The organism is Ruegeria atlantica, from assembly GCF_013033965.1.
GTDB lineage: Bacteria > Pseudomonadota > Alphaproteobacteria > Rhodobacterales > Rhodobacteraceae > Ruegeria > Ruegeria atlantica_D.
Map to the genome: position 1 here is coordinate 172,668 of NZ_WQFE01000004.1, position 13,992 is coordinate 186,659.

Annotated in this window: 14 protein-coding genes; 5 read left to right on the forward strand and 9 right to left on the reverse strand. The window is 58.5% G+C overall.

Annotated elements, in window-relative coordinates:
* Positions 1-13: 13 nt before the first annotated feature.
* Entirely contained in the window at positions 14-685 is a 672-nt protein-coding gene (locus tag GOW16_RS09630) for a helix-turn-helix transcriptional regulator (RefSeq protein WP_170413865.1), read from the forward strand.
* An 11-nt stretch (positions 686-696) separates the two neighbouring features.
* Here GOW16_RS09630 and GOW16_RS09635 read toward each other — a convergent pair whose 3' ends face one another.
* The 8 genes from GOW16_RS09635 to GOW16_RS09670 all read right to left on the reverse strand — a co-directional run bounded on the left by GOW16_RS09635 (position 697) and on the right by GOW16_RS09670 (position 8,120).
* Positions 697-1,863, reverse strand: a complete 1,167-nt coding sequence (locus GOW16_RS09635; RefSeq protein WP_170413869.1) for a LysM peptidoglycan-binding domain-containing M23 family metallopeptidase — start codon at positions 1,861-1,863, stop codon at positions 697-699.
* A gap of 62 nt (positions 1,864-1,925) precedes the next feature.
* Positions 1,926-2,576, reverse strand: coding sequence for a protein-L-isoaspartate(D-aspartate) O-methyltransferase (locus GOW16_RS09640; RefSeq protein ID WP_170413872.1), 651 nt, complete (start codon positions 2,574-2,576; stop codon positions 1,926-1,928).
* The gene (gene surE / locus GOW16_RS09645; RefSeq protein WP_170413875.1) at positions 2,573-3,355 is read right to left on the reverse strand and encodes a 5'/3'-nucleotidase SurE; all 783 of its coding nucleotides are present in this window, start codon (positions 3,353-3,355) and stop codon (positions 2,573-2,575) included. The genes GOW16_RS09640 and surE overlap by 4 nt, the downstream gene beginning before the upstream one ends.
* Before the next feature lie 120 nt (positions 3,356-3,475).
* Positions 3,476-4,561, reverse strand: a complete 1,086-nt coding sequence (locus tag GOW16_RS09650; protein ID WP_368039881.1) for an ABC transporter ATP-binding protein — start codon at positions 4,559-4,561, stop codon at positions 3,476-3,478.
* A gap of 80 nt (positions 4,562-4,641) precedes the next feature.
* Positions 4,642-5,688 carry a methyltransferase domain-containing protein gene (locus tag GOW16_RS09655; RefSeq protein WP_170413878.1) on the reverse strand — a complete coding sequence of 349 codons (1,047 nt, stop codon included), beginning with the start codon at positions 5,686-5,688 and terminating at the stop codon, positions 4,642-4,644.
* 105 nt (positions 5,689-5,793) lie between these two features.
* Positions 5,794-6,906 carry a hypothetical protein gene (locus GOW16_RS09660; RefSeq protein WP_170413881.1) on the reverse strand — a complete coding sequence of 371 codons (1,113 nt, stop codon included), beginning with the start codon at positions 6,904-6,906 and terminating at the stop codon, positions 5,794-5,796.
* Positions 6,907-6,908: 2 nt separating this feature from the next.
* A complete protein-coding gene (locus GOW16_RS09665; RefSeq protein WP_170413884.1) occupies positions 6,909-7,688 on the reverse strand; it encodes an SDR family oxidoreductase in 780 nt (259 codons plus the stop codon).
* Positions 7,689-7,757: 69 nt separating this feature from the next.
* Positions 7,758-8,120, reverse strand: a complete 363-nt coding sequence (locus GOW16_RS09670; protein WP_170413887.1) for a nuclear transport factor 2 family protein — start codon at positions 8,118-8,120, stop codon at positions 7,758-7,760.
* A 109-nt stretch (positions 8,121-8,229) separates the two neighbouring features.
* On the opposite strand from GOW16_RS09670, the gene GOW16_RS09675 reads away from it, so the two are divergent.
* The 4 genes from GOW16_RS09675 to GOW16_RS09690 all read left to right on the forward strand — a co-directional run bounded on the left by GOW16_RS09675 (position 8,230) and on the right by GOW16_RS09690 (position 13,086).
* Complete coding sequence (locus GOW16_RS09675; RefSeq protein ID WP_170413890.1) at positions 8,230-9,837, forward strand: peptide chain release factor 3; 1,608 nt, start codon at positions 8,230-8,232, stop codon at positions 9,835-9,837.
* Positions 9,838-9,858: 21 nt separating this feature from the next.
* On the forward strand, positions 9,859-10,614 hold the full coding sequence (locus GOW16_RS09680) for a hypothetical protein (protein ID WP_170413893.1): 756 nt from the start codon (positions 9,859-9,861) through the stop codon (positions 10,612-10,614).
* Entirely contained in the window at positions 10,611-11,540 is a 930-nt protein-coding gene (locus GOW16_RS09685; protein WP_170413896.1) for a glycosyltransferase family 2 protein, read from the forward strand. The genes GOW16_RS09680 and GOW16_RS09685 overlap by 4 nt, the downstream gene beginning before the upstream one ends.
* A 184-nt stretch (positions 11,541-11,724) precedes the next feature.
* Positions 11,725-13,086: a DEAD/DEAH box helicase gene (locus tag GOW16_RS09690; protein ID WP_170413899.1), complete on the forward strand. Its 1,362-nt coding sequence runs from the start codon at positions 11,725-11,727 to the stop codon at positions 13,084-13,086.
* Here the strand turns inward: GOW16_RS09690 and GOW16_RS09695 are convergent.
* Complete coding sequence (locus tag GOW16_RS09695; RefSeq protein WP_170413902.1) at positions 13,083-13,985, reverse strand: DMT family transporter; 903 nt, start codon at positions 13,983-13,985, stop codon at positions 13,083-13,085. The genes GOW16_RS09690 and GOW16_RS09695 overlap by 4 nt on opposite strands.
* Positions 13,986-13,992: the final 7 nt, after the last annotated feature.

Here is a 13,992-nt window from a genome sequence, read left to right on the forward strand (position 1 = left end):
AACAGGACATCCAATGCGCCGTACTGATCGGCTGTTCGATATCATCCAGATCCTGCGCGATGGTAAACTGTACCGCGCGCAGGACATCGCGGATCGGCTAGAGGTGTCGGTTCGCACGATCTATCGTGACATGGATACGCTGGTCGCCTCGGGCGTCCCGGTCGAGGGCGAACGCGGCGTCGGATACATGGTGCGCGAACAGATTACCCTGCCGCCGCTGAACCTGACGCCCGCTGAACTTGAGGCGTTGAACCTCGGGATGGCCATCGTGGCCGAGGCGGCAGACCCGGACCTCAAGGCCGCCGCCGAGTCGCTGGCCGACAAGATCGACGCCGTGCTGCCCACGCAGGTCGTGGCCGAGGCGGACAGTTGGAAGTTTGCGGTCTATCCCTTTGCCGATGCAGCAAGAGGTTTGGCGCATATGGCCCCGATCCGCGCCGCCATCAAATCGCGTCAGAAACTTCGCCTGTCTTACCGCCGGATCGACGGTGTTCTGACGGAACGAGTCATACGCCCCTTGCATATGGAGTACTGGGGGCGCGTCTGGACCCTGACGGCGTGGTGTGAACTGCGTCAGGGGTTCCGCGTCTTTCGCATCGACCTGATCGAGGCGATCTCACCCCTGCCCGAGGTGTTCGCCGACGAGCCCGGCAAACGCTTGAGCGACTACGACCCGCACGCCTGACGGTTTCACCTTCACCGCAGATAAGGTTCCGGATCGACAGACTCGAACCCTTTGCGCACCTCAAAATGGACATAGGCATTGTCGCCACCGCGCAAGGACGCGATCTTTTGGCCGCGCTTGACCCGAGCACCCTTTTTCACGGTGATGTTTTCAACATTCGCGTAGACGGTCAGCAGGTCGCTGTTGTGCTTTACCACGATGATCGGCACCTGATCCGCGTCTGCCGTGATCGCGGCGACAGTGCCCGCAGCAGCGGCATTGACCGGGCTACCCGGCGATCCAGCGATGTCGATGCCTTCATTCGAACCTTTTTTGTAAGTGCGGATGATCGTTCCGGAGACCGGTAGGCCAAGCGCAGAATTGCTTTGCGTTGTGGGCGCTTCGGCGGTGACATCCGGTGCAGGCTCTGCCGGAGCGATCACCTCTTCCGGCAGCGGTTGTGTCGCACTGGGTGGCGTCGGCGTGGGCGAGCCCTGCCCCGGTTGGGTGATCGTGGTCGCAGGAACCGCAGCAGCGGCAGCAGTCTGACGGGGTGCCGGCTGGTTCTTGATAGGAATCAGCAGGAACTGTCCTTCACGCACGGTAAAATCGGATCCCAGCCCATTCCATTCGGCCAGGGCATCAACCGGTACGTCATACAGGCGCGCGATCGTATATGCCGTTTCGCCACGCTTTACCTTATGGCGAATGGGTTCGGGTCCCGCTGGCGCAGGCGTGGGTGCAGGCGCAGCAGCTGGCTGCGCGGGCGCCAGCGTCGACGTGCGTACCGACCCATCTGCCGGAGCCTCGTCAATCGCGGTCCCGGCGATGGTCGCAATATCGACAGAGCTGGCGGCGCTGACAGTGCGTGGCAAAGCAACCACTTCGCCGTCCCGTAGCTGGTCCGTCGCTTTCAGTCCGTTGAACCGCGCGACCTCCTCTGCCGGTAAGCCGATCCGGGCAGCGACATCGCCAACCGTGTCGCCCCGGCGCGCAACGGCGACCTGATAATTGGGATAGGTGATCACGCCGCGCGCATCCGGCGCTGGCCGGTTGGCCGTGGCCGCCTGCGCAGCGTCAGCTGTAGAAAATCCACCGACATTGCCGCGCAGGTCATAATCTAATGGGCCTTCGCATCCCGCCAGGAACGCCAAAGACGCAACACCTGCTGCGACTGCTGATTTGGAAACTGCTCTCATTTTACTGTCCTCACCGCCTGCCCCTGTTGTCCGGGGTTCTAGCGCTTATCGCAATTATTCCTTTACGCCCCGTCTTTGCCAAGCCCTTCTAGCAGGGGCACGAACCGAACGGGCAACAATTCATCATAGTCCAGGCCGGTCTCGGTGCGTCTGACCCGGATCAGGGTCTGAACCGCGTCCGACTGTCCCACCGGCAACACCATGATACCGCCGATTTTGAGCTGCGCCAAGAGCGGCCCGGGCGGGTCCTCGGCGGCGGCGGTCACGATGATACGATCAAACGGGGCCTGTTCCGACAAACCGAACGAGCCATCCGACAGCATCGCCGTCACATTAGTCAGACCCATCTCGCGGAACAACTGGCCGGTTTCGCGCACCAGACGTTTGTGCCGCTCGACCGTATAGACCCGCCGCGCCAACTTGGCCAAGATCGCCGCCTGATAGCCAGAGCCTGTGCCAACCTCCAACACCGTGTCACGGGGACGCACATCCAGCGCTTGCGTCATCAGCCCCACGACCGAGGGCTGACTGATCGTCTGACCGCAGGCAATCGGCAGCGGCGTATCTTCATAGGCACGCTCGGCAAACAGACCTTTGACGAAGCGGCCCCGGTCAACCTGCTCCATCGCAGCCAGAACGCGTGCATCAGTTACCCCACGCGACCGCAGGGCAAAGAGGAACTGCATGGTGGTTTCTGGATCAGGTCCGCTCATTCGATCGACTTCAGTTGTTCCAAAACGTCATGGGCAGTCAGATCCGCGCGCATCGGAGTGACCGAGATGTATCCGCCAAGATTAACCGCCGCATCGGTGCCGGGCGCTGTTGGGTTGTGCTGATAGCCCCCCTTGATCCACAGGAACCGACGGCCCGAGGGTGAGCTGTGCGGCTCAACCGAGAAATTGGTATCCCGGCGAAAACCCTGCGACGCGACGCGTGTCCCCAGAACCTCATCCGCCGGGGCGGGTGGGAAATTCACGTTATAAAACAGACGGTAATCACCCTGCTCTTCAGGTGTCGCTTTCAAAATGTTGCGTACAAGGTCGGCCCCGAAACGTGTTGCAGCCTCAAAAGGATCGTCCAAACCAAGATTGCGCGGCCCAAAATATTGCGACAGGGCAATGGCAGGTACACCTTGCAGGGCGGCCTCCATCGCACCACCCACCGTGCCGGAATACAGCGTGTTTTCAGCAGAATTGTTGCCGCGGTTCACACCGGACAAAACCAGATCGGGCGGTGTGTCCTTCATGACGTCGTGCAGCCCAGCCAGCACACAGTCAGCAGGCGAGCCTTCGGCGGCGTAGCGGCGCTCGCCCAGTTTCGCGACCATCATCGGGTGGGTATAGCTGATGCAGTGGCCGACACCGGATTGTTCGAACGCAGGTGCCACGACCCAGACCTCACCCTCCGGGCCCGCCAAATCGGCGGCAATTGCTTCCAGAGCGATCAGCCCCGGTGCATTGATCCCGTCATCATTGGTCAGAAGAATACGCATTAGCCCCATCCACCCGGCGTTTTGCCCTTGATAGACCCGCCCCCGCGTCGCGGCAAGCAAACCACGTCCGCAATCTGAGGCTTTCGCGCACCACTTGGCGCTAAACTGTGGCGAAATGGCCTAGATCGGGAAAACGAAGCACTTGTCGCGGCGGATGGTCAACCACATGACCCGTCCCGGACTCGGGACAAAGACGTTGGGTACTGTCGCCCTCAGGGTCGAGCCGTCATAGTCCATGCGAAATTCAACGAGGCTTTCGTTGCCTAAAAACCGCGCCCGTTCAACCACGCCGCGCGCAGCGACACCATCGGTCGGTGTGGGCAGTGGTCCCTTGCCGTTGCGATCAAAGTCCAATCGCACATGCTGAGGGCGGAACACGATCTCGACGTCTGTATTGTCCGGAACACCCGGTGCCAGAAACTGCCCGAACGGCGTTTCCGCCAAAGCCCCATTTACTTTGGCTAGCAATACATTGATATCGCTAAAAAATGCCACTGCCGCCTTGTCTGCCGGGCGGGTATAGACGTTGTACGGCGCGCCTTGCTGAACAACTTTTCCACGCCGCATCAGGGCGATCTCATCTGCCATCCGCATCGCTTCTTCCGGCTCGTGCGTAACCAGAACAACGGCCGCGTCTTCTTCCTTGAGGATCGCAAGCGTTTCATCCCGGATGCCGTCCCGCAAGCGGTTGTCGAGCCCCGAAAACGGCTCGTCCATCAGCATGATCCGCGGACGTGGCGCTAACGCGCGGGCCAAGGCCACCCGTTGTTGCTCGCCACCGGACAGGTGATGCGGATAACTGTCCACAAAGCGCATCAGGTCGACTTTGCGCAGCAACTCTTCTACGCGTGCACGTTTTTCGTCCTTATGCCCCCTCAGGCCAAACGCCACGTTGTCGGATACGCTCAGATGCGGAAACAGGGCAAAGTCCTGAAACATAAGGCCAATCTCGCGCCGTTCGGGCGGCACGCGAAACACCGTGTCACAGATCAGCTTGCCATCTACATAGATCTCGCCGGATTCTTGCATCTCGACCCCGGCGATCATGCGCAGCGTCGTGGATTTGCCGCAGCCCGAAGGACCCAGCAGACAAGTCACCTGCCCCGCCCGCACCGTCAGAGAGACGTCATCCACAACGACCCGCCCCTCATACCGGGCGATCAGATTTCGGATTTCCAGCCGTGGAGGAGTTGCATTTTCTGTCACCGATGGACCCCGTTGCCTTTCCCGATCAATTCCATCGGGCTTAGGCGGGGATAACAACCCCGCCCCTCAGGCGCAAGAGATCAGCAACACCCGCCGGATGCGGCCTCGCCCGTCGCTTCAAACGGGCTTTCACCGCCACAACCTTCGAAAATTCCGTAATGGGTCGAGAAATCGCCAATGAACTCGAAATGCCGCGCGAAACGCGTGTCTTTCAGCATCATCCACGTGTTGCCGCAGACGGGGAAAACTTTGCCCGCCTCGATTGCGTGGTGGTCATCCAATTCGAAAAGATGCGGAGCGTTCGGGATAGTGCCCTTGTAGATCACCGCCTGGCCGTAATCTTCGCAGTCTGGTTCCAACTCGGGCAGTTTGAAAAGGCGATAGGTCGCAGACAGGAATTTGAGGGGCGCGACGCGTTCTTCCAATACAGCGTTTTCGATGGTCAGCGGACGGTGGGTCACACGGCGCGGATCACCAAAACCGGCCTTGCGCGACATCGACAGAAAATCGTTCCAATACAGCGCGCCGGACAAGCATTCGCCATACAGCACCTCATCCTCGGCCATCTCTTTGGGCACGCGTCGGTCTGCGTAGACGTCCGAGAAATACATCTCGCCCCCGTCTTTCAGCAGCCGGTGCGCGCCACGCAACACCGCCTCTTTATCGGTGGCCAGATTGATGACGCAGTTCGACACGATGATATCGAAAGAGCCGGGTTCGAGATCAAGCTCATCCAGCTTTTCGATGTAACCGTGGTGAAATTCTACGTTCGACGCGCCATGCCCAAAGGCCTGCGCGTGATAGTCCTGATGCACGCGCGCGACATCCAGTTGTTCGGGTGTCATGTCCACCCCCACAACGCGCCCTTTTTCACCCACCATGGCAGACAGGGCATAGACATCACGTCCCGCACCGCAGCCGAGGTCAAGAATGCTCATCCCCTCAAGATCAAGCGGAGCGATCAGGCCGCAGCCGTAGTAACGGGTCAGCACTTCATCATGGATCTTCGACAGTATCTTTTTGACATGATCGGGCATGTCATCAGGCGTGCAACACGCGTTTGTCTGCAAATCCGAGCTGCCCTGCAGGACCTCGCCATAGTAATTCTGCACTGCCTCATGCTTCATCGCGGCTATCCTTCTGTCTGATGACTGCATTGCAGCTAATGCAGCGCGGGGCTTGGCGCAATCCGGACCATTGAAATCTGACGAAAGCGTGAGGTTGTTTTGACCTTACGCCAGCAGTTCAAAATCGACACCCGCACGTAGCTTGCCGTTCACCTGAATCTCAAGCCGGTGCGCGCCGGGAACCAGTTTGAACGTGGTCGCATCACCCTTGAGCTTGTGTTTTTTGCTCAATGTCAGAGATCCGTCCTTCAGCGAAGCCTGTTTCAACTTATGCACCTTAGCTGAGGTTTTGCCCCCAGGTCGTTGAAAATGCACGATGTAATCGACCAGCACCGGTTGTTCCCCTTTACCATTCACCACGACATCAAACTCCAGCGCGCCACCGATCTGCGCGTCACCCTTGATGGTGACATCCGCCGAAACCTTGGCGTCCGGGTCAAAACCCAGCATCTTCATGGCGCGCGGATGGCCCGCCTTCACAAGCCCGCGCAAGGTGTGCGAGGTTATCCAATCCAGCTCATCCCGATCTTGTTGCACGGCTTCGGTCCACGCGTGCAACCGATCCAAAACCAGATCCGGATTCTTTTTGGTGATATCGTTCAGGTGGTTGGCCACCGAACGTGTCACGTAACGTGTCCCATCGGCGTGCAACCGGTCCAAAAACGGCAGCGGATCGGTCAGATCAAGCGCAACCGCCTGCCCCCAGGGCAAACGCGGCCTTGTGCCTTCGCTGACCAGTCGGCGCACGTGATAGCTGTCATGTGCGCACCACTCCCCCATCCGTGACAGCACCAGTTCCTGATGGGTATTGAGGAACGGGCGTATGGCCCATTCCATCGAAAATCGCTGTGTCAGTTCCTCAAGCACATCCATTGATTGCTCTGGCTGGTCCAGCCCCACGGCGACAACCCAGTCGCCTAACGGTGCAAAGATGAAATCCCCGAAATCGTCATCCGTTTTGCTGGGATCCAGAGGCGGCGGCAAGGCGCGCAGCAGTGTTGGCGCGACCTCAGGCAAATCGCCCGGTACGGCCTGTTGTAGGCATTCTGCAATCCAGACCATCCGTTCTTTCAGCTCAAGATCCAGCAGACGTGACATGACCTTCGCTTCAAACGCTTCTGCATCAAAAGACGGGTTCGCGCCCGCAAAAAGCCCCGCCAAGTAGCGGGTCTTTTCAGCGTTAAACAGTTGATCCTTAAGCGAGAAATTCTGTGCCATTGTTAAATCGTCAGATTGGTGGCGCCGCCATCCAACAGGATGTTTTGACCGACGATAAACCCTGCACTCTGCGAACACAAAAAGGCACAGGCGGCCCCAAACTCTTCACGTGTTCCGTACCGGCGCGCCGGAATTGTTGCTGCGCGTTCAGCGCGCGCCTCGTCAATCGAAATCCCTTTTTGCGCAGCGACACCGCCATCCAACGAATCCGCCCGATCAGTGGCATGAATGCCCGGCAGCAAGTTGTTGATCGTCACGCCTTTCGGAGCCACCTGACGCGCAGTTCCCGCAACATACCCCGTCAGGCCGGTACGTGCAGCGTTTGACAGACCCAAAGCCGGGATCGGCGCGCGCACAGATTGCGAGGTGATATTAACCACCCGGCCCCAGCCCTTATCCATCATGCCTGGCAAAAGCGCCTTCATGAACGCAATCGGCGTCAGCATGTTGGAATCTAGCGCCTTGATGAAATCATCGCGATCCCAGTCCGACCACAGACCCGGAGGCGGCCCACCGGCATTTGTCACAAGGATATCAACACCCTGCGCAGATTTTATCACCTGCGCCTGCCCTTCAGACGTGGTTACATCGCAGGCGACCGTTTGAACCTGAACGCCTTTTTCGGCACGAATACGTTCTGCGGCAGCCTCCAAAGCCTCGGGTCCGCGCGCGTTCATCACCAGATCAACACCCGCTGCGGCCAGGGCCTCGGCACAGCCCAGACCCAATCCTTTGCTGCTGGCACAGACCAGCGCACGTTTACCTTTGATACCCAGATCCATCTGATCCTCCCTGTCTTTGCCGCACATCTAGCACCAGCCTTTCAGGGAAGACCAGCAATGGACCTTTGATCAATAAAAGAACTCTTCGCGCACGATCTTGCCATCCGCGACGTGGTAAATGGCGACCTCGCGCATATCAAAGCTGTCGCCGCTTTCCACCACAGTACCCTTCACTTCGAAAATCACCGCAAAACGGTCCTCACCATGCACAAATGGGTCGCTTACCGAAGCCTCGGTCACATCATGTGCGCCTTCCCACCATTCGTGTTTGCCGCGGATCGCGTCGCGCCCGACGATTTCGCGCCCCATGCCCGAGTAATCCACCGCTTCGGCGGAAACGGCATCGTCAGCGTAGAGTTTATCCAAATTCTCTTTGGCCCGGCCTTCGCGGCATCCGGCGACCAGTTCTGCGGCAATTTCTTTAATATTCATCACTCCTCTCCATTATTTGTTCTCTATATGTTCTCATTGCCACAATCCCGTGATTCTGAACAGCCCCTTTGTCTTGCCTCGGCAGGTTTCCCCGCATATATGCGCGTTCATGCTTGATACCGTCTCAAACCAACCCGTTTTGCCGCCCGAGATCGCCCGGCGCCGGACATTCGCCATTATCTCGCATCCGGATGCGGGCAAAACGACGCTAACTGAAAAGTTCCTGTTGTACGGGGGCGCTATTCAGATGGCCGGTCAGGTGCGCGCCAAGGGTGAGGCACGGCGGACCCGTTCGGACTTCATGCAGATGGAAAAAGACCGGGGCATCTCGGTATCGGCATCGGCAATGTCGTTCGACTATGACAACTTCCGTTTTAACCTGGTGGACACTCCCGGCCACTCGGACTTCTCCGAAGACACATATCGCACGCTGACCGCTGTGGACGCGGCTGTGATGGTGATCGACGGTGCAAAGGGTGTGGAAAGCCAGACGCAGAAACTGTTTGAGGTCTGCCGCCTGCGCGATCTGCCGATCCTGACCTTCTGTAACAAGATGGACCGCGAAAGCCGCGATACGTTCGAGATCATCGACGAAATCCAAGAGATGCTGGCCATCGACGTCACACCCGCTGCCTGGCCGATTGGCGTGGGCCGTGATTTCATCGGGTGCTATGACATGCTGCGCGACCGGCTGGAACTGATGGACCGCGCCGACCGCAACAAGGTGGCCGAGAGCATCGAGATTAACGGTCTGGACGACCCCAAACTGGCCGAACACGTACCCGAGCATCTGCTGGACAAGCTGCTGGAAGAGGTTGAGATGGCGCGCGAATTGCTGCCCGCGCTGGACCCGCAAGCAGTGCTTGAGGGGCACATGACCCCGATTTGGTTCGGCTCGGCGATTAACTCGTTTGGAGTCAAGGAACTGATGGAAGGCATCGGTGCCTATGGCCCGCAACCGCAGGTTCAGTCCGCCGAACCCCGCCAGATCGCACCTGATGAAAAGAAGGTCGCGGGCTTTGTCTTCAAGGTGCAGGCCAATATGGATCCCAAGCACCGCGACCGGGTGGCATTTGTTCGTATGGCCTCGGGCCATTTCAAGCGCGGCATGAAGCTGACGCATGTACGATCGAAAAAGCCGATGGCGATTTCGAACCCGGTTCTGTTCCTCGCCTCTGACCGGGAACTGGCTGAAGAAGCCTGGGCCGGAGATATCATAGGTATCCCCAACCACGGCCAGCTGCGCATCGGTGACACGCTGACCGAGGGTGAAGCGATCCGCGTGACCGGCATCCCATCCTTCGCACCGGAATTGTTGCAGACGGTGCGGCCCGGCGATCCGATGAAGGCCAAACATCTGGAAAAGGCACTAATGCAGTTTGCCGAAGAAGGCGCGGCCAAGGTGTTCAAACCCTCGATTGGGTCGGGCTTTATCGTCGGCGTGGTCGGCGCGCTGCAGTTCGAAGTTCTGGCCAGCCGGATTGAGATGGAATACGGCCTGCCTGTGCGCTTTGAGGCGTCGCAATTCACTAGCGCCCGTTGGGTCAGCGGTGAAAAGGCCGAGGTCGACAAATTCGTCAACGCCAATAAACAGCACATCGCCCATGACCATGACGGCGATATCGTTTATCTGACACGCCTGCAGTGGGACATCGACCGGGTTGTCCGCGACTATCCCGAGCTGAACCTGACAGCAACCAAAGAGATGATGGTTTGACGCAATTGGCCGAAGGTCTGTATGGATGACGATCTGACGTATTCGGGTGGCCTACCTGCCCTGCAAGACAGATTCGAAAGGCGCCGCGCCCCTTTCGACTTTGGGGACGAGGTTCTGCCGTCGGAAAACGTGGATTTGGCGCCATTGACGCTTATAACTGTTCCGGAAAGCGCAGCGGAGCCGCAGCCCAGCGAAAACAACACGTCCTGGGCGCGCAAACGTCGGCAAATCGCAACAGAGTTCGTCGGCAAATCTGAATTGGCCTTTCTGAACGCACAGCTTATTGCAAACCTGCGAAAGCGATCCTGGCCCGATCAGGCTCCTGCCCTGTTTTGTCGATTGTGGGCCGAGCAATCGGATCACTTGCTCCACCAACTCGATCTGCGTTGGCTGGTGTCGTCGATCCAAACGTTTGCCGATCACGGCGCCAACTCTACGCAACGAGAAGTTGGGCACGCGATGCGAATTCTGTTTGGCCTCATGAAGCTATACGAATTTGAACGCCTGTTTTCAGGTCGCTCACCCGAGTTACCGTATCGGCTGCGGCGCAAGGCAGATGCAGAATTGCCCATGGAAATGAATAGTTTCTCGTTTGAGACCGGGGGTTTGGATATCAATCTTTTGACGCCGGTCTGGGCGCAGGCGCTAACCGACGAGACGGTCGCCCCCCTTGTCGACCACCTGTTTACGGCCTTGAACCGCGATCCCGGCACGGTGTTCCGCCGCCTGGCAAAAATGCGTGAGACGCGCGCGGCACGGCGTGAGGCTCGCAAATGACGACCTGGGGCATTGTGACGACGTTACGCGGAACCACACAGGAGATTCTTCGGTTCGCAGCCTATCATCTCGACCTGGACCCGGACAAAATCTACATCTACCTGGACGAACCGAATCCGGAAGCACGCGAGATCATCGACAGGCATCCAAAGATCAAAGTGCGGAATTGCGATGCTAAGTTCTGGGCGCGCCGGAATCGGGAAAGACCGCAAAAACACCAGGTTCGTCAGACCGCAAATGCCACGCAGGCCTACCGACGAACAGATCTGGACTGGCTTGCCCATATCGACATTGATGAGTTCATCTGGAGCAGGCAATCAATACGTGGTGTGTTGTCGGAAATGCCGAACAGCACGCCTTTCGCACGGGTGCGCCCGATTGAGGCCATTGCCGATGCCGAGGATCTTTACAAGGCTTACATCCCGAAGGGACAAAATCGGGATGGCATCGTTCAGTCCATTTACCCCAATTACGGTGCCTTTGTTTTGTGCGGCTTTTTCAGCCACACCCAAGGAAAGCTGTTTGCGCGGACAGGGATGCCCAAAATCAGCTTTCGCATTCACAACCTCTTTCAGAACGGCGAGGTTCTGCGCGACAAAACAGAACTTCCGGGGGTTCAGCTGTGCCACAGGCACGCACCTGACTGGGAACATTTCCGGACCCATTACTCCTTCAGGTTGTCGCGCGGATCGTATCAACCGGGTATGTCCCCAAATATACCGCGAGAACGCGGCGGTATGAATATGAACGAATTGCTGAGCTGGATCGAAACAGAACAAGGCAAGGACGGCTTACGGGCGTTCTACGACGAAATTAGCGGCGCCGATCCCAGTGTGCGTGAACGTCTGGACGAGCACGGGTTGATCCGGCACAGAGCGCTCGATCTGGACGCAAAGGTTGCGAAACACTTTCCCGGAAGTTGCTGAATTGTTGCGCAAAACCAGCAGCGGGTCTTGGCGACGACAGGTTAAGGGCTCTTCATTTGACCCTGCCCCATGATTTTGTTATGTCCGCGCAAAGCCGAAATGTGCCTGACAGCGCATGGCCATCCGGGCCCGGCATTCCTTTGACGCGCGGGCCAGGTCTAGTGTCCGCATGAACCGGACATACATGACAAAATTCAACGAACTGAACCTGAACCCGAAGGTCCTCAAAGCCATTGAGGAAGCCGGATACGAATCCCCGACCCCAATTCAGGAAGGCGCGATTCCCGCCGCACTTGAAGGGCGCGATGTTCTGGGCATTGCGCAGACCGGCACCGGTAAGACGGCCAGCTTTACGCTACCGATGATCACTCTGTTGGCCCGCGGGCGCGCCCGCGCGCGCATGCCGCGCTCTTTGGTGCTGTGCCCCACACGGGAACTGGCCGCGCAGGTGGCCGAAAATTTTGACACCTACGCCAAACACCTGAAACTGACCAAGGCGCTGCTGATCGGCGGCGTCAGCTTCAAGGAACAGGACGCACTGATCGACCGGGGCGTCGACGTTCTGATTGCCACACCGGGCCGTCTGCTGGACCATTTCGAACGCGGCAAGCTGCTGCTAACGGGCGTTCAGATCATGGTGGTGGACGAAGCCGACCGGATGCTAGACATGGGTTTCATCCCCGATATCGAACGCATCTTCTCGCTAACGCCCTTTACCCGTCAGACCCTGTTCTTCTCGGCCACCATGGCGTCCGAGATCGAGCGGATCACCGATACCTTCCTGTCCGCGCCCACCCGCGTCGAGGTTGCCCGACAGGCCACCGCATCCGAGACCATCGAACAGGGCGTCGTGATGTTCAAAGGCGGTCGCCGCGATCGCGAAGCCAGCGCCAAGCGCAAGGTTCTGCGCGCTCTGATCGATGCCGAAGGTGACAAGTGCACCAACGCGATCATCTTCTGCAACCGCAAGACCGACGTTGATATCTGCGCAAAATCGCTGAAGAAATACGGTTATGATGCCGCCGCGATCCACGGCGACCTGGATCAATCGCAGCGGATGAAAACGCTTGATGGCTTCCGCGACGGTTCCCTGCGCCTGCTGGTCGCCTCGGACGTGGCCGCGCGTGGCCTGGATGTGCCATCGGTGAGCCATGTGTTCAATTTCGACGTCCCCGGCCATCCAGAGGATTACGTGCACCGCATTGGTCGTACCGGTCGTGCCGGGCGCGATGGCAAAGCAATTACCATCTGCTCGGGACGGGACGAAAAAGCTTTGGCTGCAATTGAAAAACTGATCCAAAAGGACATTCCCCGGATCGACAACCCGGTCAAAACCGAAGAACCCAAAGAAGACGCGCCAAAGCCCGAGCGGAAAGCCAAACCAACCGACGCCAAGAAAGGCGAAAGCAGGAAGAACGACCGCAAGAAGGACAAAGAGCCAAAGGGGCGTGGCCGCCGAGACGACAAGAGCCCCGCCGTCGTTGGCATGGGCGATCACCTGCCCAGCTTCATCGCCCTCAGCTTTGACGAGCGCCGCGCAGGCTAAATCGTAAGCACCAGCGCCAGTATCGAGGCTCCAAGCAGCGTCATCCCGGCGATCTCACGCCGGGTGATACGTTCCCGGAAGAAAAGGATCGAAGCAAACAGGCTGAGGATCAACTCAACCTGCCCCAGCGCTTTGACATAAGCCGCGTTTTGCAGCGTGAAGGCGAAGAACCAGCAGAACGATCCGCACAGGCTGGTGAGGCCGACAAAAACGCCTGTGCGGCGTGTCTCCCAAACCGCGCGCAATTCGGCCCGGTCCCGCCAGAGCAGCCACAACCCCATGCTGAGGAATTGGAACGAGACCACAACGGCCAGAGTGACCAGTGCCCGGAACCAGGCGTCAATGTCCCCCAATTCCAACGATGCACCGCGATAGCTGACGGATGAAAAGGCGAACAGAACGCCGGACCCCAGCCCAAGGCGTGATGCCCTGTTGGTGAGGTGTGCCCACCAAGCCCCTTCTCCACCGGGATTTTTCGACAACAGCAGAACCGCTACCAATCCCAGGACAATCGCAAATAACGCGCCCGAAGATACCTGATCACCTAAGACCAGAAATCCGACAATGGCCGTTTGGATAACCTCAGTCTTCTTAAACGTAATTCCGACCGCAAAGTTGCGTTGCTTGAACAGAGCCACCACGCAGATGGTCGCGAGGATCTGCGTAGTCCCACCGATCACAGCAAACAGCCAGAAACGCCCGGTCATGCCCGGCAAGCTGAAGCCGGTCATCTGCATCGCAACGATCAGGCCAAGAACGGCCAGAGGCATGGAGTAGGCAAATCGCGCAAAAGTCGCCCCCGCTGCTGACAGCTTCACGGTGCTTAGCGACTTTTGCAGCATGAACCGCACGGTTTGAAATGCAGCGGCGGCGATGGTGACGGGAATCCACAAACTCATGAATTCC